This window comes from Burkholderia sp. DN3021 (assembly GCF_049805555.1).
In the GTDB taxonomy this organism is placed as follows: Bacteria; Pseudomonadota; Gammaproteobacteria; order Burkholderiales; family Burkholderiaceae; genus Burkholderia; species Burkholderia pyrrocinia_C.
In genome coordinates, this window is the sequence record NZ_JBNCAB010000010.1 from 92,646 (window position 1) to 118,461 (window position 25,816).

The following is a 25,816-nucleotide window of genomic DNA, read 5'->3' on the forward strand; positions in this document are numbered from 1 at the left end:
GAGCTCCTTTCTAAAACGGCAGGTTGAGCGACAGGAAGCCGGTTTCGGAACGCTCGCGCTGGCCGTCGTATGCGTGGCTGCTGACCTCGACGCCGTAGGTCAGCGTGATGTCGTGCTTGAACGTCCACGTGTGCGCGAGGCGGGCGCTCCACAGCGGACTGGTGCCGAAGCCGCGCTCGTTGTACACGCCGCCGGACGCCGACAGACGCTGCTGCAACGACATGTCGCCCTTCTTCCACAGCGTCAGCTGATGCATGACGGTCGCCGCGGCCGCGTAGTCGCGGCCCGGGCTGAAGTAGGGGGCGTCCCGCCGCGTGTTGCTGTCGGTGCCGAGATTCAGCGACACGTTGACGAGCTGGTTTGCGGACGTGTACACGCGCTGCGTGCCGGTCGCGGAAATCTCCTGGTGCAGGTTCGAATCGCTGTAGCGGCTCACGCCGTAGCTCAGCTTGACTTCGCGGCGGTCGTTCTGGCGATACACGACCTCGACGTTCGCCGAGCGGCCCCAGATGTGCGCGAGATACGCCTTCCACGGCAGCGAGTTGTCGTTGGAATCGAGCGCGCCGCTGACCGTCCAGTAATCGTTGAGGTTGTACGTGATGGAGCCGCGGCCGCCCGTGCGCCCGTCGCCGCCGAACGAGCGCGTGACTTCGCCCAGGATCGTGAGCGGCCCGTGCCGGTAGTCGCCGCCGACACCCGTGCGCGTGCGGCTGACGCTGCCGGCGTCGGTTTGCGCATGGCCGAAGAACGTGTGGGAAAACACGCGCCAGTTGTCGCCGAACGGTTGCGAATACACATAGCTGTCCGACGAGAAGCTGTTGTCGGCCAGTGCGCTGTTGCCGTGCTCGAAGCTCAGGTCGGTCGTGAACAAGGGGCTGCGGTACGCGTTGTAGTCGCGCTTGAACGCGCGCACGGCGCCGCTGTCCGGGAACGTGTTGCCGACGGTCTGGTCGACGCTCTTCGCGCTCGCGTAGTCGTCGGCCGTCAACGATGCGCGGCCGAGCCCCGCGAGCATTTCCACGTTGTCCGGGTGGTCGGTCAGCGACGCGCGATACATCGCGATCGCCTGGCGCGGATGCGACTGGCCCGATACGGCGTCGGCGTGCGCGGCGCGGACCTCGGCATTGAACGGCACTTCCTTCTCGAGCTTTTCCAGCGCGGCGATCCCTTCTTCAACCCGGCCCGTGTAGATCAGGTATTGCGCCTGCAGCCGGTAGTAGCGCAGGTAGTCGTCGTTTTCCGGCCCCCAGGTCCGCACCTGGTTGGCCGGCGGCAGCGATTTGCCCATGTCGTCGAGCACCCGGCTCGCGTCAGCCGCGCGTGCCTGGTCGACGTACGACCAGAACAGTCCCTCGCGCAATTCGATCGGACGTGTGCGCGCGCCGTACAGGAAGCCGCGCGTCGCACGGTCCGTCGGCGACGCGGTCGCCTGCGTCAGCGCGCGCTGGTACACGGCGTTGGCCTTGCCCGGTTCGCTCAGGTACAGGTACGCGTCGCCGACGGCCGCCAATGCGTCGATCGAGATTTCCGCATCCGGCGGAATCGTCTCGAATGTCGCGACGGCCGTCTTCATTTCGCCGCGCGCGGCGTAGGCGATCGTCCGGTCGCCGGCGAGCGCCGTCCTGACCTGCGAATACTCGGGCGTGGCCGGCATCCGCTTGTCGAGGTCGTCCGCGGCGCGCAATGCGCTGTCGAGCCCGTCGAAGCGGTCGGCGCTCGTCATCGAGCGCGACTTGTCGCGTCCGCCGCGCACCTGCTGGCGAATCGACAGCTCCTCGAGTTGCGCGAGATCGACGGCGGAGAAGACGTCGGGGCGGGCTTTCGCTTCCTCCAGCGCCATGACCGCGCCGCCGCTCGACGCGAGCCCGAACACGTCGTTGCGGACGGTGGCCGGATCGGCGGTGCGGAGGTCGGGCATCTGCGCGTTCGGGGTTTCCGCGTCGGGGATCTGGGCGCCTGGCGGTTGGGCACTCGATGGTTGAGCACCCGGCGCCTGCGCATTCGGCATCGGCGCGCCGGGTGTCTGCGGTGTCGGCGTCTGGGCACCCGCGGCCTGCGCGATCGGGGTCGGCGCATTCGGCGGTGGCGCGTCCGGCGCGAGCGCGCCCGGTGTCGGCGCGCCCGGCGGCTTCGGATCCGGCGCGCCGCTGGTCCCGGCGATTTCGCCGATGCTGCCCGGTTCCGTGTCGCCTTCGGCGGAGAAGCAGGGGCCGGACGCGACGAGCAGCAACACGAGCGGCGCATGCAGGAGGATCCGCCGGCTGGACGGGGCGATGGTGGTGCATTGTTGTTTACGATTGTTGGCCACGGTATGTCCTCACTTCGAAACGATCACATCGGTTGCCCCCGACGATGCGCGCCGCCGCTCGCCATGCTGCCGGACGGCGAGGGCCCGGTCATGCGGAACCGGCTCACAGACGATTGCGGATCGCCTGCCCGAGTAACGCACGCGATTCGCTGTTCGTCGGGTCGATCGCGAGCGCCCGGCTTGCGTTTTGCTCCACACAGTTCCATTCGTCGATCTGTGCGCACCAGCGCGCCTTTGCCAGCGCACGGGCGCCTTCCAGTTCCGCGTGCGTGACGCTTGCCGTCTGCATCCGTGCCGTGTCGGTGCTGTACGACTGCGGCTTCGGCGCGAGGTCCATGCGCTTTCTCGTGCCCGCCAGCGTCTCGGTTCGCGGTGCGCGATGCGCATCGCCGAGCCGTGCGTTGGCACGGTCGTGGGCCGGCGCGGCATGCGTATGCGCCGCGAGTTTCACGGGCGGCGCGTGCGACGGTTGGCGGTGTTTCGCGGCGGCGCGGGACGCTGCCCGCGGCGCGGCTTCCGGTTCGACCGCGAGCTTGACGGGCGGCGCTGCAGCAGCGGATGGCGCCGGTGGCGCGAGCGGAGTGGCCGGTGCGATCATCGGCGCCGGCCCGGGGGCGGCCGATGTTCCGGACACGCCGGACGCACCGGTTGCGCGGGACGTCGCGGCCACGATCGCGTTGCGGTATTTCCCGACGGCGGTTGCGATCACGCCGGAGAGGTCGTGCGTCACGCTCGCATGGCGGAGCGCCGTGTCCCGCTCGGCATACGCGAAGATGCCGAAGATCGTGGCAAACGCGACGAAGCTGAGTGCGGCGTTCTTGCCGGGACCCCAGGAGGGTTTCGACTGGCGGGCCGGCGGGTCGCCCGGCCGTTCTGCGCGAGCCATTCAATGCTCCTCGATTCGATACGCTGCGGTGAATGACATTGTCGGAGCGGGTTCAGGCGGCGTTCACCATCGCAATTGCGTGGTGAGTACGCCCGTTTCGACGATCGCGAACTGCGTGGCGCCCTGATAGGTCCCTTCGACCCGGTAGCTCGCCTCGGGCACGCTGAACAGGCAGCGCGATCCCGATGCGTTGAATTCGACGAGCACGCGGCCGTGTCGCCTCAGGCGCACCTGTACGTTGGCAAGCGGTTGCCCGGTCCGGGCCGACGCGAACGACACGCCGAGGTTGTACGGACGGCCGTCGGGGGGCAGCGGCGCCGTACCGTCGATTTGTGCATCGCCGCAGATATACGAAATGACGTAGCGGCCTGAGCCGGAACCGGACGCGGGTGTCTGGGCCGTGGCATTCAGGCAGAGCGCGGATATGACGACGCTCAGGAAAGGGCGAGCATGTTGTCGAAACGAGGAAGACATTGCAACCTCCCGTCCGGAATCAATGGCAGCGCATTCATTCCGGGTCTCCGAGTCAAGTTTGCCGACGTTCTTTTTGCGACACGCTATTGATACACGATGGATTTTGAATCAACAACCGCGTGTGGCTTGAATGGAACGGCGGCGAAAGATATTATCTAAACAGGATTGCGACGGATTTGTACGCCCCGCTTACCGCTGAAGAAAGTCGATATTGCCAGATATGAATATTGCTTTCGGTACGTATGATCGAGCACGCATTGAATCAAGTCGGAGGTATCGAAATTCGTACCGAAAAATAACGACTGATAAAAGAAAGTTTTGCGCCTGTGTTCAAGGCGAATCGATGAATTTTAGACACAGATTACGCGATTTTAAATGGGGCGCGACGTCTTTTTTGATATTCGTTTCGTTACATGCAAATAGAAACTTTTTATTTGTTCTGTAACAGGGTATTTCTGATATTAAAATAAGAAGAGATATTGGGGGTCGATGCGACGAGATTAAAAGATGCGATTTTTAATCGCAAACGTTTGCATTTTATTTGATATCGATTCCAGGCCTGAAAAGTGATTTCGAGGGTTGCGGCGGGATTGCCGATTGCTGCGGGAAAGGAGGGCGCGTTCGATATGAAGCGGCGCGACCCACAGGCACGCGGACGCTGCATTGCCCGGGATCGCATCCGCACCCGCGCCGTTGACGCGCACGGCGCGGACGCGAATGTCAGCGGCTGCCGCCCGCGCTTCGCCGCGCGATGCGCATCGCCGGCGCGGCCGCTTGCTCGGCAGCGCTCGCGCCTTCGGCCGCCGTGCGCGGCCGGTTCATGATGTAGGTCCACAGCTGCTCGGCCGCGAGCCCGCGCTTGCGCGCGGATCGATACAGGCGGATTTCGAGTTCGTTGATCCAGTCCCCGGAGCCCGCGCACACGAGCGTGCCCTCCGCGAGTTCCTTCTCGACGCAGCTTTCGGGCAGCCAGCCGATCCCGTGCCCGGCCACGACCATGCCCTTCAATGCCTCGGACATATGCGTCTCGAAGCATCGGTGGAGTACGTACGGCTCGGTCGCATTCAGCAGCAGCATCTCGACGATGTTCCCGAGAAACGCGCCCGACGAATACGCGAGCAGCGGCAGCGGGGCATCGGGCGTGCCCGGCAGCTGGAACACGGGCTTGCCGCGCGCGTCGGGCGTCGACACCGGCAGGATCCGCTCGACGCCGAGGCTGACGAACGGGAAGTGGTTCGGGTCGAGCACGATCGGCAACTGCGGATGGTGATAGCCGAGCAGCAGGTCGCATTCGCCTTCGACGAGCTGCTGCACGCCTTCCGGCACGTTCACCGCGTTCACGCGCGCGGTCACGTGGCCGACCTCGCCGTTGAGCTGCTTGAGCCATTCGGGAAACAGCGTGAAGACGAGCGTATGCGCGACGGCAAAACGCACGACCTGGTCGCTGGCCGCGAACTGGTCGTAGCCGTTCACGAGATTGCGCGCCGCATACATGCTGCGCAGGATGTCCGCGGCGAGCCCGCGGAACATCTGTCCGGCCGGCGTCAGCGTGATCGGGTTGATGCTCCGGTCGACCAGCTTCGCGTCCATCCAGGTTTCGAGTGCGGCGATTCGTCTGCTGAATGCAGACTGCGTCAGGTGCCGGTTACGCGCGGCACGGGAAAAGCTCTTGGTATCCGCAAGGCTCAGGAAATCTTCCAGCCACTTTGCTTCCATTTCGATCTTCGCTTTTTATAGTCGGGCGCCGGGAGGGCGGCGGCGGCGCCGCTTCGCTGCAACAATTTTCTAGCGTACCGCGCCTCGCGCCGGTCGTCCCGATGTTTTTTTTCGATGGGTGTCAGTCGAAATATGCATGGGCATTGTCGGCGGGATTACGGCTGCATAGCGTTGAGGTGCCGGACCCGGCTAACCGGTTAGTTCATCGCGTCGAACTGCCGGTGCCGCCGCAGACGGTACTTCCCCAGGGCCTGGCCGCGCGGTGCGCGTGCCGGCCCGCCTTCCCGCCCTTCGGTTCCGGCGGCCGGCGCTCCGGCGGCCGGCGCTGCGGCGCTCCGGGCGGGCCGTCTTTTTGTGCAGTGCAGATTGCGCATTCATGACGCGCGGGAGAACTATGTTCGGCAGACGCGGTGCAGCATCGGGTCGTGCGCGATCGCGGCGCATCGATGCCGCCATCGGCGTCGCGCGCTGCACCGTAATGGTGCGGCAGGCCGCGCGGGCATGCCCGGCGCGGCGCAAAAGGGGGGATATCGCAAGGCACGGTCCTTGCAGAGTAGTCATTACGCCGGTCCGGCATGCGCAATGCCGGGGAAAACGATCGATGGAGAAAAGATCGATGAAGCCATTCGATGAAATGCTGCAATCCGGCGACATGGTAAGGGCGCCTTACGCGCGCCTGAAGCAATGGCTCGACACGCAGAATCCCGCGAGCCTCGCCCAGAAAGCCCACGACGCGGAGGGCGTGTTCCGCAAGACGGGCATCACGTTCGCCGTCTACGGCGACGCGGAGGCCGCCGAGCGGCTGATTCCGTTCGATATCGTCCCGCGCATCATCTCGGGTTCGGAATGGAGCCGGCTGTCGCTCGGCATCGAGCAGCGCGTGATGGCGCTCAACGCGTTCCTCGACGACATCTACCACCGCCAGGAGATCGTGCGCGCGGGCATCGTGCCGAAGCACCTGATCGCGCACAACGAAGCGTTCATTCCGGAGATGATCGACTTCCGGCCGCCCGGCAACGTTTACACGCACATCATCGGCGTCGACATCGTGCGCACCGGCGAGAACGAGTTCTATGTGCTCGAGGACAACGCGCGCACGCCGTCCGGCGTGTCGTACATGCTGGAAAACCGCGAGACGATGATGCAGCTCTTCCCCGAGCTGTTCCAGCAGGTGAAGGTGCGCCCGGTCGAGACCTATCCGCAGATGCTGCGCCAGTCGCTCGCGGCCGTGTGCCCGCCGGGCGGCAACGCCGACAACCCGACCATCGCCGTGCTGACGCCCGGCATCCACAATTCCGCGTACTACGAACATTCGTTCCTCGCCGACCAGATGGGCGTGCACCTCGTCGAGGGCAGCGATCTGCAGGTGATCGACGGCCGCGTCGCGATGCGCACGACCGAAGGCTTCCAGCCGATCGACGTGCTGTACCGGCGCGTCGACGACGCGTTCCTCGATCCGCTCACGTTCCGCCCCGATTCGGTGCTCGGCGTCGCGGGGATCATGGACGTGTACCGCGCGGGCAACATCACGATCGCGAACGCGCCCGGCACCGGCATCGCCGACGACAAGGCGATCTACTCGTACATGCCGGAGATCGTCGAGTTCTACACGGGCCGCAAGGCGCTGCTGGAGAACGTGCCGACCTGGCGCTGCGGCGATGCGGACAGCCTGAAATACGTGCTCGAGCATCTGGACGAACTGGTCGTGAAGGAAGTGCACGGCTCGGGCGGCTACGGGATGCTCGTCGGGCCGTGCGCGTCGAAGGCCGAGATCGAGGCGTTTTCCGCGAAGCTGCGCGCGCGGCCCGCGAACTACATCGCGCAACCGACGCTGGCGTTGTCCACGACGCCGATCCTGACCGAAGCCGGCCTCGCGCCGCGCCACGTCGACCTGCGCCCGTTCGTGCTGGTGTCGGACCGGATCCGCATCACGCCGGGCGGGCTCACGCGCGTCGCGCTGAAGGAGGGCTCGCTCGTCGTCAACTCGAGCCAGGGCGGCGGCACCAAGGACACCTGGGTGCTGGCCGACTGAGCCGGACACGACCGCGCGCGCCGGAGCCGGCGCGCCAACCGAACGAAGACGGAGTGGACACGAGATGCTTCTGGGACGTACTGCAAGCGGTCTCTACTGGATGTACCGCTATATCGAGCGCGCGGAGAACATCGCGCGCATCGTCGATGCCGGGCTGCGGATGGCGCTCACGCGCACGTCCGATGCGCCGGCCGAATGGTCGTCGGTGCTCGTCAGCTCGGGCGCCGACGACGGCTACCGGCAGAAATACGATGCGTATGCGGCCGATACCGTGACCGACTATCTGCTGCGCGACCGCGACAACCCGTCGAGCGTGCTGTCGTGCATCGAGGCCGCGCGCTCGAACGCGCGGATGGTGCGCACGGCGCTCACGCGCGAGGCGTGGGAGAGCGTGAACGGCGCGTGGCTCGCGCTGCGCCGCGCATTCGAGCGGCCGGTGCCGGAGAGCGAGCTGCCGGCGGTGCTCGACGCGGTGAAGCGCGAAACCGCGCTGATCCTCGGCAGCTTCTACAGCACGATGCTGCGCAACGAGATCTTCGATTTCGCGCAGATCGGCGCGTTCGTCGAGCGCGCGGACAACACCGCGCGCATCATCGACGTGAAGTACCACCTGCTGCTGCCGTCGGTGTCGCACGTGGGCACGATCCTCGACAACTACCAGTGGGAAACGATCCTGCGCTGCGTGGCCGCGCACCGTTCGTACCGCTGGGTGTACGACGTGCAGTACAAGCCGATGAACATCGCCGACTACCTGATCCTGAACGGCCGCATGCCGCGTTCGCTGCGTTATTGCTACGGGCGCGTCGTGTCGAGCCTGAACCTGCTCGCGAAGGATTACGGCGTGACACACCCATGTCACGACACGGCCGCGAAGATCCTGCAGATGCTGTCCGATACCTCGGTCGAGCGGATTTTCAAGAGCGGCCTGCACGAGTTCCTGACCGACTTCATCGGCCGCAACAACAGCCTCGGGCTCGAAATCGCCCAGGCCTACAACTTCGACTGAGGCTTGCCATGCGACTCGCCATCCGACACATTTCGCGTTATCAGTTCGACGATCAAGCCACCCATGCGCTGCAACGGCTGCGGCTGCGCCCGCAGTCCGGGCCCGGGCAGACGGTGCGCGCGTGGCAGGTCACGATCGACGGCGTCGAGCCGACGCTGTCGTACGCCGACGGGCTCGGCAACCGGATCGACCTCGTGCGTCACGACCGCGGCGCGAAGGCCGAGATCGTCGTCGTCGCGGCCGGCGTCGTCGAGACGCAAGACCGCGCGGGCATTCTCGGCAATCCCGAAGGTTATGCGCCGCCGTGGATCTTCGAGCGCGAGACCGCGCTCACGAAGGCGGGCGACACCGTGCGCGCGCTCGCGCAGGCGCTGCCGATCGAGCCGTACGGCCTCGACGCATTGCACTGGCTGATGACGGAAGTGCACGGCCGCATCGCGTACGCGCCGAACCTGGCCGCCGACGCGCCCGTCGATGCGGAAACCGCGCTGCAAAGCGGCGAGGGCACGAGCCGCGACCATGCGCACGCGTTCATCGCGGCCGCGCGCGCGCTGAAGATTCCCGCCCGCTATATCTCGGGCTACGTGCTCGCCGACAGCGCGATGCAGCGCATCGCCGACGCGAAGCAGAACGCGGGCGACGACGAAGACGAGGAAGCGCTCGCGTTGCAGAGCGGCGAGGGCATGCAGCAGGCGCTCGGCGCGTCGCATGCTGCGCAGTCGCAATCGCAGGGCCAGTCGCAGGGCCAGTCGCAGGCGGCGCTCGGCGCGCAGCCGCAAGCCGCCGCGCTGATGCAGCAGCCGGCCGGCCATGCATGGGCCGAGGCCTATGTCGAAGGGCTCGGCTGGGTCGGGTTCGATCCGTTCATGAACCGCTGCCCGGACGAGCGCTACGTGCGCATCGCGGTCGGCCTCGACTATCGCGACGCGCAGCCGGTGACGGGGCTCGGCGCGACGGCTGTCGGCGTCGAGATCAGCGTCGTGCAGACGCCCGAACTCGTCTGACCGGACGCGCGCTTTCGCCGAATCCGCCATGCCGGGCCGCCGCGTCGACAGCGACGCGGCGCGCGCGGCCGATCCAACCCGAATCGAGCTCCCATGTCCATCCACGTCGCGCTGCATCACACCACCCGCTACCGTTACGACCGGCTCGTCAACCTCGGCCCGCAGGTCGTGCGGCTGCGGCCCGCGCCGCACTGCCGGACGCCGATCCTCGCGTATTCGATGACGGTCGAGCCCGCGCAGCACTTCATCAACTGGCAGCAGGACCCGTTCTCGAACTATCTCGCGCGGCTCGTGTTTCCGGAGCGCACCGAGTACTTCGAGATCACGATCGATCTCGTCGCCGAGATGTCGGTGTACAACCCGTTCGACTTCTTCCTGGAAGCGAGCGCGGAGCTATATCCGTTCGACTATGACGACGCGCTGAAGACCGAGCTCGCGCCGTATCTCGTATGCGATCCGCAGACGAGTGCGTCGCCGCTGTTCCGCGCGTATGTCGACGGCGTCGACCGCACGCCGGCCGGCACCGTGAACTTCCTCGTCGCGCTGAACCAGCAGCTTCAGCACGACATCGGCTACCTCGTGCGGATGGAGCCGGGCGTACAGACGCCCGAACAGACGCTGAAACTCGCATCCGGCTCGTGCCGCGACAGCGCGTGGCTGCTCGTGCAGCTTTGCCGGCATCTCGGCATCGCCGCGCGCTTCGTGTCGGGCTACCTGATCCAGCTCACGCCCGACGTGAAATCGCTCGACGGCCCGAGCGGCACGTCGGTCGACTTCACCGACCTGCACGCGTGGTGCGAGGTCTACCTGCCGGGCGCCGGCTGGATCGGCTTCGATCCGACGTCGGGCCTGCTTGCCGGCGAAGGGCATATCCCGCTCGCGTGCACGCCGCAGCCGACCAGCGCGGCGCCGGTCGAAGGGCTGATCGACGAATGCGAGGTGTCGTTCGAGCACGAGATGGCCGTGACGCGCGTGTACGAATCGCCGCGCGTGACGAAGCCGTATACGGAATCGCAGTGGGATGCCGTGCGCACGCTCGGCACGCAGGTCGACGGCGCGCTGGCGGCCGGCGACGTGCGGCTCACGCAGGGCGGCGAGCCGACCTTCGTGTCGATCGACGATCGCGACGGCGCCGAATGGAACACCGATGCGCTCGGCCCGACCAAGCGCGGCTATGCGACCGAGCTCGTGCAGCGGCTGCGCGCCGAATACGGCGACGGCGGCTTCCTGCATTTCGGGCAGGGCAAGTGGTATCCGGGCGAGCAACTGCCGCGCTGGGCGCTGTCGATCTTCTGGCGCGCGGACGGCCAGCCGGTATGGCACGATCCGTCGCTGTTCGCCGACGAGCGCGAGCCGTCCGCGTACACGACCGACGACGCGAAACGCTTCATCGACGCGCTGGCCGCGCGGCTGAACCTGACCGACGAATTCATCCGCCCCGGCTACGAGGACGTCTGGTATTACCTGTGGCGCGAACGCCGGCTGCCCGTCAACGTCGATCCGTTCGACTCGCGCCTCGACGACGAGCTCGAACGCGCGCGGCTGCGCAAGGTGTTCGAGCAGCAGCTCGACAGCGTGGTCGGCTACGTGCTGCCGGTCAAGCGTACGGACGACGAGCGGGGCCGCCATCGGCCGGGCCTCGACGGGCCGCGCTGGCAGACGGGCCCGTGGTTCTTCCGCGACGAGCGGATGTACCTCGTGCCCGGCGATTCGCCGATGGGCTATCGGCTGCCGCTCGATTCGCTGCCGTGGGCCGCCCGCGCCGACCATCCGTACCTGGTCGAGCGCGATCCGTTCGCGCCGCGCGCCGCGCTGCCGGAAGCCGCCGCCATCCGCACGCGCTACGCGGGCCCGGCCGACGCGCCGCGCTACCTGTCCGGCGTGCATCGCGAAGCGTCCGCGCAGACCGTGATGCAATGGCGCGGCGACGACACGGCCAGCGGGCGGCATGCCGCGCATGCGCACACCGCGCTGTGCGTCGAAGTGCGCAAAGGCATCCTGTACCTGTTCATGCCGCCGCTCGCCGCGCTCGAGGATTATCTCGAACTGCTCGGCGCGATCGAGCTGACCGCGCACGCGCTCGGCGTGAAGCTCGTGCTCGAAGGTTATCCGCCGCCGCGCGACGCACGGCTGAAGCTGCTGCAGGTGACGCCCGATCCCGGCGTGATCGAGGTGAACATCCATCCGGCCGCGAGCTTCGACGAGCTCGTCGATCACACCGAATTCCTGTACGACGCCGCATGGCAGTCGCGGCTCAGCAGCGAGAAGTTCATGGTCGACGGCCGTCACGTCGGCACGGGCGGCGGCAACCACTTCGTGCTCGGCGGCGCGACGCCGGCCGACAGCCCGTTCCTGCGCCGCCCGGACCTGCTTGCGAGCCTGATCTCGTACTGGCACAACCATCCGTCGCTGTCGTACCTGTTCTCCGGGCTTTTCATCGGGCCGACGAGCCAGGCGCCGCGCGTCGACGAGGCGCGCAACGACCAGCTCTACGAACTCGACATCGCGTTCGCCGAGATCCAGCGCAACAAGCTGCTCTACGGGCAGGACATGCCGCCGTGGCTCGTCGACCGCGTGCTGCGCAACCTGCTGATCGACGTGACGGGCAATACGCACCGCAGCGAGTTCTGCATCGACAAGCTGTATTCGCCCGATTCGTCGACCGGCCGCCTCGGCCTGCTCGAACTGCGTGCGTTCGAGATGCCGCCGCATGCGCGGATGAGCATCGTGCAGCAATTGCTGCTGCGCGCGCTGGTCGCGCGCTTCTGGGCCGCGCCGTACACGACGCCGCTTACGCGCTGGGGCACCGCGCTGCACGATCGTTTCATGCTGCCCGCATTCCTTCAGATGGATTTCGACGACGTGCTGGCCGAACTGCGCGACGCCGGTTTCGCGTTCGATCCGGCATGGTTCGCGCCGCACTTCGAATTCCGCTTCCCGCTGTTCGGCCAGATCGCGGTGAACGGGATGCAGCTGTCGCTGCGCGGCGCGCTGGAGCCGTGGCACGTGATGGGCGAGGAGGGCGCGCCCGGCGGCACGGTGCGCTACGTCGATTCGTCGGTCGAACGGCTCGAAGTGCGCGTGACAGGGCTGAACGACAACCGGCACGTCGTGACGGTCAACGGCCGCGCGCTGCCGCTGCAGCCGACCGGCACCGTCGGCGAATACGTCGCGGGCGTGCGCTACAAGGCGTGGGCGCCGCCGTCGGCGCTGCATCCGACCATCGGCGTGCATGCACCGCTCACGTTCGACATCGTCGATACGTGGCTGCAGCGCTCGCTCGGCGGCTGTCGTTATCACGTCGCGCATCCGGGCGGGCGCAACTACGCGACGTTCCCCGTCAATGCGTACGAGGCCGAGAGCCGCCGGCTCGCGCGCTTCGTCGAGATGGGGCACACGCCGGGGCGGATGAGCGTGTCGGCTGCCGCGCCGAGCCGCGAATTCCCGTTCACGCTCGACCTGCGGCGGCCGTGACCGGCCGATGACGGGGCGGACGACGATGCGCGGTTCGCGATTTCCCGGCGCGCCGGCCGATCGCGGCCCCGCCGGAATGCTAGGATGCGGGCAGATTGCGGCCGCGCGCCGCGGCCCGCCGCCGGTGCGGCGGCGTGCATGCGCGGCCGCGCCCTGACGACGAAACGACACCGTGCAGCCCATTTACTCCGACCATCTCGCCGACCCCGACGCGATGCCCACGCTATTCGATACCGGCGCGCAGCCGGACGCCGCCGAACTGGCCGCCGCGCTTGCGGCGCCGGCGGCCGCCGGCCGTTACGACGAACTGCGCGGCAGCGCGGCCGGCCTGAACGCGCCTGCGCTCGCGCCCGCATGGCGCAGTTTCTTCACATCGATCGGCAGCGACGGCGTGGCCGACCTCGATCGCCGTGCCGACGCGCTGCACCGGCGCATGCGCGAGAACGGCCTGTTCTACCAGCTGCACGAGCAGCGCGCCGGCGACGGCGCGGCCGGCCCGTGGTCGCTCGACCTGCTGCCGCTGATCGTCACGCCCGAGGACTGGGTCGCGATCGAGCGCGGCGTGCTGCAGCGCGTGCGGCTGCTCAACGCGACGATGGCCGACCTGTACGGGCCGCAGACGATCCTCCAGCGCGGGCTGCTGCCGCCCGCGCTCGTGACCGGCCATCCGGGCTACCTGCGCGCGATGCGCGGTGCGCGCGTGCCGGGCGATACATGGCTGCACGTCGTCGCGTTCGATCTCGCGCGCGGCCCGGACGGGCAATGGCGGATCGTCGCGCAGCACACGCAGGGCGCGGCCGGGCTCGGCTATCTGCTCGAAAACCGGCTGATCGTGTCGCGGCTCTTTCCGCGCGGGTTTCGCGGGCTGCGCGTGCAGCGGCTCGCGTCCGCGTACCGCGCGCTGCTGCAGAGCATGCAGGCGCTCAGCCCGGCCGCCAGGAATTCGCGGATCGTGCTGCTGACGCCGGGGCCGCACAGCGCGACGTATTTCGAGCATGCGTATCTCGCGCGCTATCTCGGCCTCACGCTCGTCGAAGGCGGCGACCTGACCGCGCGCGACAACCGCGTATTCCTGAAGACGCTGCGCGGGCTCGAACCCGTGCACGGCATCCTGCGGCGCGTCGACGACGCGTGGCTCGATCCGCTCGAACTGCGGCCCGATTCGATGCTCGGCGTGCCGGGGCTGCTGCAGGCCGTGCGCGCGGGCAACGTGCTGCTCGCGAACGCGCCGGGCTCGGGTTTCCTCGAGTCGCCAGCCATGCTCGGCTTCATGCCGCGTCTCGCGGAAGGCCTGCTCGGCGAAACGCTGACGCTGCCGGCCGTGCATTCGTGGTGGTGCGGCGAGGCGGCCGCGTGCGACGACGCGCTGCCGCAGCTCGCGCGCGGCATCGTGAAGGCGTCGTATCCGGCCGACGTGCAGGCGGGCGGCCCGTTCGACCCGGTGATCGGCGCGCGGCTCACGCAGGCGCAGCTTGCCGACTGGCGCGCGCGGATACTCGCGCGGCCCGAACACTACACGGTGCAGGCCGACCTGCCGCTGTCGCAGGCGCCGACCTGGCCGGGGCACGGCACGCCCGACGGCAACGGCGGCGCGCGCATCGTGCCGAAGCCGCTGCTGCTGCGCGTGTTCGCGCTCGCCGACGGCGCGCAGCGCTGGCGGCTCCTGCCGGGCGGGCTGTCGCGGGTCGGCACGCGCGACACGCTGTTCAACGCGCCGATGCCGCACGGCGGCAGCACCGTCGATACGTGGGTGATGACCGAAGGCATCGTCGATTCGACGACGCTGCTGCAAACGTCCCTCGGCCCGGACGACCTCGTCGAGCGGCCGCGCGCGATCGCGAGCCGCGCGGCCGAGAACCTGTTCTGGCTCGGCCGCTACACCGAGCGCGCGACCAACCTGATGCGCCTCGCGCGCGCCGCGCTCGAACGGCTGCGCGGCGAGGACGACGTCGACAGCCCCGCGCACCTGGAACTGCTCGACACGCTGTGCCGCGACACGGGCCTGATCGCGGCCGACGCGCCGAACGCCGTCGATGCGCCGCGCGCGTTCCTGCACGCGCTCGCGACGTCGCTGACGCGCGGCGCGGATCGCACGTCGGGAATCGCGTCATGCCTGTTCGGGATGCGCGGCGCCGCCGCCGCGATTCGCGAACGGCTGTCGAGCGATCAGTGGCGGTTGATCGACGACGCGACGCAACTGTTCGCGGACAGCGCCGACCATCCGGAAGCCGACGAGCAGATCGGCAACGAGGCGCTGCAGCTGCTGGAGCGCCTCGGCCTGCTGCTCGGCGCGATCACGGGCGCGCAGACCGACCACATGACGCGCGACGACGGCTGGCGGCTGCTGTCGATCGGCCGGCAGATCGACCGGCTGGACTTTCTGTGCAGCGTGCTGAAGTTCGCGTTCGACGAAGGCGCCGTGTACCGGCAGGACGGCTTCGAGCTCGTGCTGGAGCTGTTCGACAGCACGATCACGTTCCGCTCGCGGTTCCAGCGCGGCTTCGACGTCGCGCCGCTGCTGTCGCTCGTCGTGCTCGATACCGACAACCCGCGCTCGCTCGGCTGGGTCGTGCAGGCGCTGCGCGGCCGGCTGGCGAAGGTCGAGCGCAGCGAAGGCTATGCACTGTCCGAGCTGGCCGAGACGATTCCGGACGTGCCCGCGTGGTCGCTGCACGAGCTGTGCGAAACCGCCGACGGCGGCCGGCACGACAAGCTGCTCGGCATGCTCGACGCGACGGCGAAGGCGGTCTGGGAGCTGTCGAACCGGATCGGCGAGCGTTATTTCAGCCACGTGCGCGAGGCGGGCAGGACGCTATGGTGACGACGAAAGGCACGACGAAAACGCCGCCCGGTTCCGGAAACGGACGACAGGCAGCGGCGCCGGCCGCGCCTGCTGCACCCGCCGCCATTGCGCCCGGCCGATTGCTGCGCGTCACGCACGATACCGAATACCGGTACGCGGCGCGCGTCGAATCGGCGCAGCACCAGGCGCGCCTGCAACCGCTCGCGACGCCGCGCCAGCAGGTGCTGTCGTTCTCGCTCGACATCAACCCCGCGCCGGAATCGATCTGCACGGAGATCGACGCGTTCGGCAACGCGCGCGCATCGTTCGCGCTGAACCAGCCGCACGACGCGCTGCTCGTGCGCAGCCGCAGCACGGTGCGCGTGACGCCGCCCGTGTGGTCGCTCGGTGCGCGCGGCGAGCCGCCGCCCGCGATCGCTCGTCCCGACGGAAAGCAGGCGACCGCATGGGAAGCCGTGCGCGACCGCTTGCGGTTCCGCGCGGGGCAGCCTTACGACGCGGCGAGCGAATTCGTGTTTGCTTCGCCGCACGTCGCGTGCGACGTCGAACTCGCCGCGTATGCGGCCGCGAGCTTCACGCCGCAGCGGCCGCTCGTGCAGGCCGCATGGGACCTGATGCGGCGCGTGCACGCCGATTTTGCATACACGCCGAACAGCACCGACATCACGACGTCGGCACTCGATGCGCTGCGGCTGCGCAAGGGCGTCTGCCAGGATTTCGCGCACGTGATGATTGGCGCGCTGCGCTCGCTCGGGCTGGCCGCGCGTTACGTGAGCGGTTATCTGCTCACGCAGCCGCCGCCCGGGCAGCCGCGGCTGATCGGCGCCGACGCGTCGCATGCGTGGGTCGAGGTGTATGACCCGGCGTGGCCCGAGGACAACGGCTGGCTGCAGCTCGATCCGACCAACGACCGCGCGCCGGGCGACGACTACGTGATGCTGTCGATCGGCCGCGACTATGCGGACGTGACGCCGCTGCGCGGCGTGATTCGCGGCGGCGGCGCGGATCAGGAGCTGAAGGTCGGCGTGACGGTCGAGCCGCTCGACACGCCGTAATGTCGAGCGGCGCGGCCCGCCCGGGCGATTCGCCGTTTAAGTCTTCGTTAATTCTGCACGCCTAGCATGGTCGTGCCGGCGAACGGATCGAGCTTCGGTCCGGCACCGGCGGCACGCGCGGGTGCGTCGACGTCACGGCGCCGCGCCGTCGCGCCTCGCCATTCCCCAGTAACGGCGACAGATCATGATCAAGAACTTCGACTACACGATCGGCAGCGAGACGATTGCGCTCTGCGCGAGCTTCGGCGCGGGGCCGGCGTTGCGCCGCGTGCTCGTGAGCCTCGCGGATTCGATGGAGACGCTGGTGGTGCTCGACGCGCGCGGCCTGTCGGGCCTGTTGAAGGTGGCGACCGAAGAGCCGGAAGGGCTGCTCGACGACGCGATCCGCAAGGTCGGCGACGAACAGCTCGTCGAGCGGGCGATCAGCGGCAGGACCATCGTCGAAACCGTACTTTGATCGGGCGGCGCGGCGCGTGCCGGCACGCATGGCCGCACGCGCCGCGTTGCGTGTGTCGTGTTGATTAATCGGCGAACCGGTCTGTTGCCGCGAGCAGCGCCTGCAGGATCCCCGGCTCGTTGTATGCGTGCCCGGCGCCGGGCACGATCTCGAACGTCGCGTCCGGCCACGCCTTCGACAGATCCCATGCGGTGCGCGCAGGCGTCGCGATGTCGTAGCGGCCTTGCACGATCACGCCCGGGATGCCGGCGAGGCGATGCGCGTCGCGCAGCAACTGGCCTTCTTCGACGAAGCCCTTGTTGACGAAGTAGTGGTTTTCGATCCGCGCGAACGCGAGCGCGTAGTGGCCGTCCGCGAAGTGCGCGGCGAGCGCGGGATCGGGCAGCAGCGTGATCGTGCGGCCTTCCCAGATGCTCCATGCGCGCGCGGCTTCGAGTTTCGCGGCTTCGTCGCCGCCGGTCAGCCGGCGATGGTAGGCGGCCATCAGGTCGCCGCGCTCGGCCTCCGGAATCGGTGCAAGGAACGCTTCCCACAGGTCGGGGAACAGCCACGACGCGCCTTCCTGGTAGTACCACAGCAATTCCGCGCGCCGCATCGTGAAGATGCCGCGTACGATCAGCGCGCTCACGCGTTCGGGATGCGTTTCCGCGTACGCGAGCGACAGTGCGCTGCCCCACGAGCCGCCGAATACGAGCCATTGCTCGGCGCCGACCATCTCGCGCAGGCGTTCGATGTCGGCGACCAGATGCCACGTCGTGTTGTTCTCGAGGCTCGCATGCGGCGTCGAGCGCCCGCAGCCGCGCTGGTCGAACAGCAGGATGTCGTAGCGCTCCGGGTCGAACAGGCGGCGATGGTCGGGGCTGCAGCCCGCGCCGGGGCCGCCGTGCAGGAACACGGCGGGCTTGCCGGCCGGGTTGCCGCAGCGTTCCCAGTAAATGAGATGGCCGTCGCCGGTGTCGAGGTGGCCGTGGGCGTAGGGTTCGATCGGTGGGTACACAGACAGGCTCCGGGTGAGGGTCGACAGGAGGCGGACGAGGCGCGGGCCGGTGTGCGGGCGGGGCACGGCACGGTGGATATTGCGGCGCCGCAAAAAAACTCGTTGCGTGGGCATCGGACCGGCCGCCGCCGGACAAGGCTTGTCATTATGCCCATTCGCCGCCGCGGACGTCGGCTCGCCACGGTGTGCGCCGTCGCCGGTGTCCGCCCCGGGATTTTTGAAGTAATTTCATTCCGATATTTTTCATACAAAATCCCGGCGGCATATCGGTGCCGCCGAATCGGGGCACCGGCCTATCTCCTGCTCCTTTACCGTGCCAACGGGAACCAGCCGATGAACCATCGCGTCACGCAGTTGACCGGGTTGCGCGCCGTCGCGGTGACGATGGTTGTCGTCGGCCATGCCGAGCACATGCTGCCGGGCGGCTACACGGGCTGGTTCGCGCCGTTGCGGCTGATCGCCGACGGCCGGCTCGGCGTGCTGATCTTCTTCGTCCTCAGCGGCTTCCTGATCACCAACGTGCTGCGCGCCGAGTTCGCGCGCACGGGCGGCATCGCGCTGACGTCGTTCTACGTGCGCCGCGCGCTGCGGATCTGGCCGGCCTGCTATGTCTATCTCGCGGCGGTCGCGATCGTGGCCTTCGCCGGCTGGTTCGACGTCGATCGCCGGCAGTGGCTGTATGCCGCGCTGCACCTGTGGAATTACTCGGCGTGGTTCGGGCTGACCGGCGACAACGCGCTGCATCCGGACGGCGCGTGGTATCTCGGCCATTTCTGGTCGCTCGCGCTCGAGGAGCAGTTCTACTGGTTCTGGCCGCTGCTGTTCGTGTACGGCGCCCGCCGCGGCGGCACGCGCTGGCTGGCCGCGCTGATCCTGATCGTGCCGCTGGTGCGCACCGTCACGTATATCGCTGCGCCGGCGCTGCGCGGGCAGCTCGCGATGATGCTCCACACGGGCGTCGATTCGATCCTGATCGGCTGCTATGCGGCGCTCAACCGCGAACGGCTCGAAGCGTGGATCCGCTCATGGCGCGGCGAGACTCGGATCGTGACGGCGATTGTCTTTATCGTGCTGCTCGGCATGCCGCTCGCCGAGCATCGGCTCGGCGGCTTCTGGAATGCGACGTACGGTGTGACGCTCGAAGCCGCGCTGATCGCGATCGTGATCGTCGTGCTGAATTTCCGCAGCGAGTTCTGGTGTGCGCGCTGGCTGCGCGCGAGGCCGGTCGTGTTCGTCGGCACGATCTCGTTCAGCCTTTATCTGTGGCAGCAGCCGTTCGCGAACCCGGCCCTGCCGGTCGCGCATGCGTTTCCGCTTGGCATCGTGTGGGCGCTGCTGGCCGCGACGGCCAGTTATTTTCTCGTCGAAAAGCCGTTCCTGCGGCTGAAGGATCGGTATACGGCGCGCGAGGCGCGGCGCGTGCGTGATGACGCGTTGCTGAGGCCGGTGGCGACGGACGCGATCCGGGCGAAGGTGGTGGAGTAGGCGGGTGGGGCGGCGATTCGCCTCGGCGTTACTTGAAGCGCTTCATCGAGGCGGGGGAGTACCAGAAGTCGCGGAACATATCGATTCCGTACGACTTGCCGTCGTATTTGACGATCGTGCGCACGGTACGTTTCCCGGTGGCTGAGTCTTTGTCGTCGTCGCTTTCCATATTGGTGACGTGCGCCGTAATCGATAGATCCGCGAAACCATTGTGCGATGTCTTTTCGACGGCAATAGTCATCCGTGCGGACTCGCTACGCAGGTCGCGGGTATCGGGGGCGCACACGGGGCCGGTGACAGCGACCCAGCCGTTGAGATTGGTACCGAATACGGGGCGGATGCGGGCGCCGTCGTGAATCCAGAGCGTCAGTTCGTTCTCGGGGTAGGCGTCTGCACAACTCGGCCCGCGCGCACTGCTCTTGAACACGACCCCGAACGCACGCACGTTGGGCGACAGCCTGTACGGCGCCGTGTCGATCCGATAGCTGTTCTCGTCGATCTCCGTTACCGCATCCTCTTTGACCACCGATCGATCGGCCGCCACGACCTTGCCGCCCTCGACCAGCGCGACGACCTGCAGCTTGGCGCTGTCGTCCGGGTTCTTGCTTTTCGGAAGCGAATCGAACGCCACGGCCGCGATCGTCGTGCCCGGCGCGTTCGGCATGACTTTGCACGCCGACGCGACGACGAGCCGGTTCGTGTCGCGCGTGGCGATGCGTGCGCTGGCGATGCCGGCCCAGCGGGCGACGGCCGTGACGGTATCGTCGCCGCAAGGCTGGCTGTCGGCGGCGTGGGCGGTGGGCGCGGCGGCGAGCGCCAGCAACGGAACGAAGCGACGGATTTTCATGGTCTCGATGGAAAAACGGGTTCTTCGCAGATTTCCTGGGAGCGCGGGGTAGGGAGTCGGTTTTCGGCCTCTACGGCCGCTCGACCAAAGCCGGAAAGGGGCGATCGAGCGTCAGCAGTACGCCTGTGACGTGACGCACAGTATGCCGCGAGCGCTACGCACCCGCCCGATCGCTGTTCGCTGCCGGGCGGAGATGCCCGCCGGTCACCTGAAACAGGCCTACACTCGTCCATGCCCCGCGTTGCATGAATACTGCCGCCACATCAGATCGACGGGCGCGGGCGGACATGTTCGTTCCTCATGGCGCCGCTCATTCGCGGCGAAGGAGAAGCCATGGAAGAGATCCCAAAAACCACGGCCTTGTTCATCGCAGGCTTTGGTCCGATTGTGATTGAAGCCCAGGCAAGCCGCGATCTCTACAGCCGGGCCTTCGGTATCCCCTTCAAGGAAGAGAGAGGCGGCTACCTCCATACGGAGAGTCTGAAAGGCGCAAACACTTTCGCCTTGTGGCCGCTCTCTCAGGCCGCTCAGTCGTGCTTCGGCACGGATTCGTGGCCTCATGACGTACCTATCCCACAAGCCTGGATTGAGTTTGATGTCGACAACGTCGAAGTGGCTACGGCAGAACTTGAATCACGAGGGTTTCGGATGCTGGTCAGGAACCGGAATGAGCCGTGGGGCCAGACCGTCAGTCGCTTCATCGGGCCGGAAGGATTGCTGGTAGGGATCACCTTTACGCCATCGATGCGGGAAGAGAAATGATGGTGGCCACAGTGGCAGTCCTGCGTGGCGATGACTGAAGACGGCGGCGGCCAACGACCAGATCCGGACGGCGGCGACCGATGCGAACACGACGTGGATCGCGCGTGCCGATGCCGGTTCGATCGGCTCGACGGCGACGGCAACCGGCAAGAACGCGGTGGCGGTCGGCCAAGGCTCGGTTGCGGATCGCGACAATTCGTTCTCGGTCGGCGCGACGGGCGACGAACGGCAGGTCACGAACGTGGCGGCCGGCACGGCGCCGACCGACGCGGTGAACGTGCAGCAGCTGAACGACAACCTCAATGCCGCGTCGACGCAGGCGAAGGGCTACACCGACCAGCGGATCGGACAGGTGTACAACTCGTTCAACGACCTGAAGAAGGACATGTACGGCGGCGTGGCGTCGGCGATGGCGGTGGCCGGTTTGCCGCAGCCGACGGGGGCCGGGCGCTCGATGGTGTCGGCGGCGACGTCGAACTATCACGGGCAGCAAGGCTTCGCGGCCGGATATTCGTACGTGACGGAGAGCAATCGCTGGGTCGTCAAGGCGTCGGTGACGGGCAATACGCGCTCGGACTTCGGTGCGGTGGTGGGCGCCGGCTATCAGTTCTGATGCGGCGCGACGGACGTTGAACGTCGGGTGTCGGGCATGCGGACGATGCCCGACACCGCGGGCAACGTCGATGACTGAAGGGCCCCGGGCGAGCGATGGCGACCCCGGGGCCTCGTCATTTGCCGGGATCGGATGCGCGCCGGTCGAAGGCCACCGCCGGCTGCACGCCGCCGGCGCCCCACGCCTGCGCCGGCCGCGCGACGTGCAGCGTGTCGAGCAACTGCCCCATCCCGGCGAACACGCGGTACGCGCTCGCCACTTCCGCGTACTGGCCGCTGATGTAATCGATGCGCGCGCTGTAATACTCGTTCTCCGCGTTGAGCAGGTCGAGCAGCGAACGTTGACCGATGCCGAACTGCAACAGGTACGCTTCGCGCGTCGACGCGCTGGAATCGACGTACTGCTTGAGCACGACCAACCGGTCGCGTGCGGTGACGTACGCGTTGTAGGCGTGCGATTCGCCTTCCGCGATCTCCAGGCGCGTGCGGTTGCGGTCTTCCTCGGCCTCCCGGATCTGCGCATGCGCTTCGCCGATATGCGCCTTGTCGGCGCCGCCCTGAAACAGGTTGTAGCGCAACCGCAGCATCACGCGGCGGTCGTTCGTCGGACCGAGCACGCCGTCGCGGTCATGGCTCGCGCTCAGCTCCAGATCGATGCGCGGCCAGAGTGCGGCCTTCGCCGCGTCGTAGTGCGCATTGGCCTGCGCGACGTCCGCCTCGGCCGCCGCGAGGGACGGGTGGTTCGCCAGCGCCGTATCCAGCGCGAATCGTTCCGTCGGCGGCAGCGCGGCTTCCGGCGCGACCGGCTTGACGAGCCCGTTCGGCGGCACGCCCACCAGCCGCGCGTAGGCCACTTCGGCGTCTTTCAGGTTGCTTTGCTCGGAGCGCAAGTTGTCCTGCGCGAGCGCCAGCCGGCTTTCCGCCTGGTAAAGGTCGGCGCGCCGGCCGACGCCGCGGTCGCTGCGCAGCTTGATCTGATCGTGGATCCGGCGGTGGGATTCCAGGTTGTCGGTGGCGGCGGCGACCGTTTCCTGGCGACGCAGGACTTCCAGGTACGCGCCCACCACGCGTAGCGCCACGTCCTCCGAGGTTGACGCGACGCGATTCGCGGACGAGTCGATGCGTGCCCGTTGCCGCGCCACTTCGCTCCTGACCGCGAAACCGTCGAACAGCATTTGCGACAACGTCACGCTGGCCGTCCGGTGCGTGAACGTCGTGCGGTTCAGGCCGAGCAGACGCGTTTCGACATCGTCGCGCTGCTCCTTGCCGATCGCCGCGTCGACGTCCACACGGGGCAGGTAGCCGGCTCGCGCCTGTTTCAGGCCTTGATCCGCCGCTTCCCTGTTGTATGTCGTGGCAAGGACCTCGGGGTTGGTCCGGATCGCCTGCTCGACCGCTTCCTGCAGGCTTTGCGCGGCGGCGGGCGCGGCGGTGCCCGCGAGCGCTGACGCGAATGCGAGCACGGCAAGCAGAGGGCAGTTCTTGTTCATCGACTGTTTCCTGTCGCCCGACGGTTGTATGCAGCCAGCCTTGGGCACGATCAAACATTGCGCGATGTCGGCGATCATGCGACCGGCCATCGCGACAGATACATCATACACACTGCCGCGAACGACGATCCGGAAGAGAGTGCGTCCGTCGGACGTCGGTCACGGGGTATTCCGAACGGCTCAAACCTCCTGAACGTGCGGCAGCGGCGGCGGCACGTAAGTGACCACGGTGCCGCTGCCCTGATCGTGCGAGAGCTGGAAGCTGCCGCCCGACAGATTGCCTTGAAGCGCGACCTGCGCGGTGTGGGCGCCGTCGCTGACCGTGAGCGTGCCGCCCGTTCCCGTGTCGTTGGCCGTGAAGCTCAGCGTCGTGTGGTCGCCGAACAGCACGTCGGTCAGGTCGAGCGAGTCGCCGGCGCCGAAGCCGCTGACCGTGCCGGTGAAACCGGCGGACTGATCCAGCTTGAGCGTGCCCGCGGCGCCATCGGCGAACGTCGTGTTTTCCGCGGACGCGCCGCCGAACTCGAGCGTTGCGCTGCCGCTGATCGTCGCGCTGCCGGCGCCCGTCACGTCGCCGTGGATCGTCAGGTTGCCGTTGTTGGCCCACAGGTTGCCCGTGTTGTTCACCGCGCTTTCGATCACGAGGCCGCCGCTGCCCGTCGCCTCGAGCGTGCCGGCGTTGGCGACCGCGTGCGTGCCCGTGTCGATCACGAGCGCGTTGGCGCCGTCGGCGACGATCGTTCCTTCGTTGACGAGCGTCAGCTGGCCGGCGCCGAGCTGGCCGGCACCCGTGATCGTGTTGTCGACGTTCACGAGCGTGGCATCCGGCGTGCTGCCGAACACGACGTTGTGGCCGTCGTCGGACAGCGTCACGTGCCCGCCGCCTTCCAGCGTCGCGCTCTTCGGGAGAATCTCGAAGCGGGTGATGTCGCCGGTCGAACCGAGTGCGATCGTGCCCGTGTTCTCCACGGTCCCGCCGATCGGCAGCATCGCGCCGTCGCTCACCGTCATGGTGCCGGCGTTCTGTACGACCGGTTCCTGGTCGAACACGAAGTTGTCGCCGGTGAGGTCAGCCGAATGCACGCCCGTTACCGTGATGGTGGCGCCGTCGCCCAGCGTGATCACCGCATTGCCGTTCGCGTCGTCTGCCAGATGCGCCTGGACGTCGCTGAAGCTTGCGATGCCCGTGAAGCCCACGAGATCGATCTTGTCGGCGGCGAGGTCGAACGTGTGCAGCGTGTCGTTGCCGATCGGCTGCGAGAAGACGAACAGGTCGTGGCCGGCGGACCCCGTCAGTTGGTCGTCGCCCGACCATGCGAAGATCGGCGCGTTGGCCGCGTACGCTTCGACGTTGTCCGCGATCGTGGCGGCCGCATGGCTGCCGTCCGCGGCCGTCCAGGTTTCGGTCACCGTGAGCACGGTGGCGCCGGTGAAGGATGCGGCCGGCGTGATGGTGAGCGCGCCGAGGTCGCCTGTCGGCACCAGCCATGCGCCGTTACCGAGGTCGGTGCCGGCGTTCAGCGTCCAGCCGGACGGGATGCCGGCGATCGTCACCGCGAGGTCGGGCGCGTGGCCGGACGGATCGGCGAGCGCCAGGTTGATCGCCGAGCCGGCGACCCCGGCGGGCGCCGCATGCGTGGACGAGAGCGAGTTGCCCGCCGTGTCCCATTCCGTCACGGTGACGGAGTCCTTGTTGAGATTGAGGCTCTGTTGCGAGTAGGTCCAGATTCCGGCGGATTGCTGCGTCGCGGTGTAATCGGCGCTGGTCGTGTTGTCGTGGATCAGGACTTTCCAGACATCGGACGTGTCGGTGTTGGCCGTCACCGTGTGGCCAGCGAATTGCCAAGACAGCGTCGACGGGGCGGCGGTGTCGAGCGTGAAGCTGAAGCTCGTGGCATTCGAGATGTTGCCCGCGACATCGATCTCGCGAACCTGGACGTTGTTCACGCCTTGGACGGCGCTGAAGCTCGTGTTCCAGTGCGCGCCGTTGTCGACGCTGTATTGAACCGCGGCGCCGGTTTCGGTGCCAGTGACGTTCAGCGTGCCGATGTTGGTGATGTGGTCGGTGGCGCTACTGCCGGAATCGGTGGTCAGCGCAACGCCGGGCGCGGCAGCCGAGGTATCGAGCGTGAAACTGAACGACGTGGCCGACGACGTGTTGCCCGCGATGTCGATCTGTCGAACCTGCACATTGTTCACGCCTTCGAGGGCACCGAAACTCGTACTCCAATGCGCACCGTTATCGATGCTGTACTGAACGGTTGCGCCGGTTTCGATGCCTGAGAGATTCAACGTACCAATGTTGGTGATGTGGTCAGTGGCGCTGCTGCCGGAGTCGGTGGTCAGAGCGACACCAGGCGCGGCGGCCGAGGTATCGAGCGTGAAACTGAACGACGTGGCCGACGACG

General features: G+C 67.5%; 17 protein-coding genes and 1 pseudogene. 10 read left to right on the forward strand and 8 right to left on the reverse strand.

Going from position 1 to position 25,816, the window contains the following annotated elements; translation table 11 throughout:
• Positions 1 to 10: 10 nt before the first annotated feature.
• From pgaA to ACPUER_RS08240, 4 genes are all read right to left on the reverse strand, one after another.
• On the reverse strand, positions 11 to 2,308 hold the full coding sequence (gene pgaA / locus ACPUER_RS08225; protein ID WP_425130821.1) for a poly-beta-1,6 N-acetyl-D-glucosamine export porin PgaA: 2,298 nt from the start codon (positions 2,306 to 2,308) through the stop codon (positions 11 to 13).
• Between the two features lie 103 nt (positions 2,309 to 2,411).
• Positions 2,412 to 3,194, reverse strand: coding sequence for a hypothetical protein (locus tag ACPUER_RS08230; RefSeq protein WP_425130822.1), 783 nt, complete (start codon positions 3,192 to 3,194; stop codon positions 2,412 to 2,414).
• A gap of 63 nt (positions 3,195 to 3,257) precedes the next feature.
• Complete coding sequence (locus tag ACPUER_RS08235; protein ID WP_175958868.1) at positions 3,258 to 3,668, reverse strand: hypothetical protein; 411 nt, start codon at positions 3,666 to 3,668, stop codon at positions 3,258 to 3,260.
• A gap of 720 nt (positions 3,669 to 4,388) precedes the next feature.
• Entirely contained in the window at positions 4,389 to 5,384 is a 996-nt protein-coding gene (locus tag ACPUER_RS08240) for a LysR substrate-binding domain-containing protein (protein WP_425130823.1), read from the reverse strand.
• A 616-nt stretch (positions 5,385 to 6,000) separates the two neighbouring features.
• Between ACPUER_RS08240 and ACPUER_RS08245 the strand changes: the two genes are divergently transcribed.
• The 7 genes from ACPUER_RS08245 (at position 6,001) to ACPUER_RS08275 (ending at position 17,215) form a co-directional block, all read left to right on the forward strand.
• The gene (locus tag ACPUER_RS08245; RefSeq protein WP_172902987.1) at positions 6,001 to 7,416 is read left to right on the forward strand and encodes a circularly permuted type 2 ATP-grasp protein; all 1,416 of its coding nucleotides are present in this window, start codon (positions 6,001 to 6,003) and stop codon (positions 7,414 to 7,416) included.
• A 64-nt stretch (positions 7,417 to 7,480) separates the two neighbouring features.
• Positions 7,481 to 8,422: an alpha-E domain-containing protein gene (locus tag ACPUER_RS08250; RefSeq protein ID WP_072436547.1), complete on the forward strand. Its 942-nt coding sequence runs from the start codon at positions 7,481 to 7,483 to the stop codon at positions 8,420 to 8,422.
• Between the two features lie 8 nt (positions 8,423 to 8,430).
• Complete coding sequence (locus tag ACPUER_RS08255) at positions 8,431 to 9,426, forward strand: transglutaminase family protein (protein ID WP_310143566.1); 996 nt, start codon at positions 8,431 to 8,433, stop codon at positions 9,424 to 9,426.
• Positions 9,427 to 9,519: 93 nt separating this feature from the next.
• The gene (locus ACPUER_RS08260; protein WP_425130824.1) at positions 9,520 to 12,900 is read left to right on the forward strand and encodes a DUF2126 domain-containing protein; all 3,381 of its coding nucleotides are present in this window, start codon (positions 9,520 to 9,522) and stop codon (positions 12,898 to 12,900) included.
• A 214-nt stretch (positions 12,901 to 13,114) separates the two neighbouring features.
• A complete protein-coding gene (locus tag ACPUER_RS08265; protein WP_425130832.1) occupies positions 13,115 to 15,721 on the forward strand; it encodes a circularly permuted type 2 ATP-grasp protein in 2,607 nt (868 codons plus the stop codon).
• Positions 15,715 to 16,758 (forward strand): transglutaminase family protein, encoded by a 1,044-nt coding sequence (locus tag ACPUER_RS08270; RefSeq protein ID WP_310143561.1) that lies wholly within the window; start codon positions 15,715 to 15,717, stop codon positions 16,756 to 16,758. The genes ACPUER_RS08265 and ACPUER_RS08270 overlap by 7 nt, the downstream gene beginning before the upstream one ends.
• A gap of 184 nt (positions 16,759 to 16,942) precedes the next feature.
• Positions 16,943 to 17,215 carry a hypothetical protein gene (locus ACPUER_RS08275; RefSeq protein WP_425130825.1) on the forward strand — a complete coding sequence of 91 codons (273 nt, stop codon included), beginning with the start codon at positions 16,943 to 16,945 and terminating at the stop codon, positions 17,213 to 17,215.
• A gap of 64 nt (positions 17,216 to 17,279) precedes the next feature.
• Here ACPUER_RS08275 and pip read toward each other — a convergent pair whose 3' ends face one another.
• The gene (gene pip / locus ACPUER_RS08280) at positions 17,280 to 18,212 is read right to left on the reverse strand and encodes a prolyl aminopeptidase (protein ID WP_175958872.1); all 933 of its coding nucleotides are present in this window, start codon (positions 18,210 to 18,212) and stop codon (positions 17,280 to 17,282) included.
• Positions 18,213 to 18,545: 333 nt separating this feature from the next.
• Here pip and ACPUER_RS08285 point away from each other — a divergent pair, with 333 nt between their 5' ends.
• Complete coding sequence (locus ACPUER_RS08285) at positions 18,546 to 19,697, forward strand: acyltransferase (protein ID WP_310143555.1); 1,152 nt, start codon at positions 18,546 to 18,548, stop codon at positions 19,695 to 19,697.
• A gap of 28 nt (positions 19,698 to 19,725) precedes the next feature.
• On the opposite strand, the gene ACPUER_RS08290 is transcribed toward ACPUER_RS08285, so the two are convergent.
• Positions 19,726 to 20,544, reverse strand: coding sequence for a multidrug ABC transporter ATPase (locus ACPUER_RS08290; protein WP_310143553.1), 819 nt, complete (start codon positions 20,542 to 20,544; stop codon positions 19,726 to 19,728).
• Positions 20,545 to 20,877: 333 nt separating this feature from the next.
• On the opposite strand from ACPUER_RS08290, the gene ACPUER_RS08295 reads away from it, so the two are divergent.
• Complete coding sequence (locus tag ACPUER_RS08295; RefSeq protein ID WP_310143551.1) at positions 20,878 to 21,306, forward strand: VOC family protein; 429 nt, start codon at positions 20,878 to 20,880, stop codon at positions 21,304 to 21,306.
• A 34-nt stretch (positions 21,307 to 21,340) separates the two neighbouring features.
• Positions 21,341 to 21,919, forward strand: a pseudogene (locus ACPUER_RS08300) (YadA family autotransporter adhesin); the annotation flags it as partial.
• A gap of 115 nt (positions 21,920 to 22,034) precedes the next feature.
• On the opposite strand, the gene ACPUER_RS08305 reads toward ACPUER_RS08300, so the two are convergent.
• Complete coding sequence (locus tag ACPUER_RS08305) at positions 22,035 to 23,408, reverse strand: TolC family outer membrane protein (RefSeq protein ID WP_425130826.1); 1,374 nt, start codon at positions 23,406 to 23,408, stop codon at positions 22,035 to 22,037.
• 180 nt (positions 23,409 to 23,588) lie between these two features.
• On the reverse strand, positions 23,589 to 25,816 hold a 2,228-nt coding region (locus ACPUER_RS08310; RefSeq protein ID WP_425130827.1), incomplete at its 5' end, for a beta strand repeat-containing protein.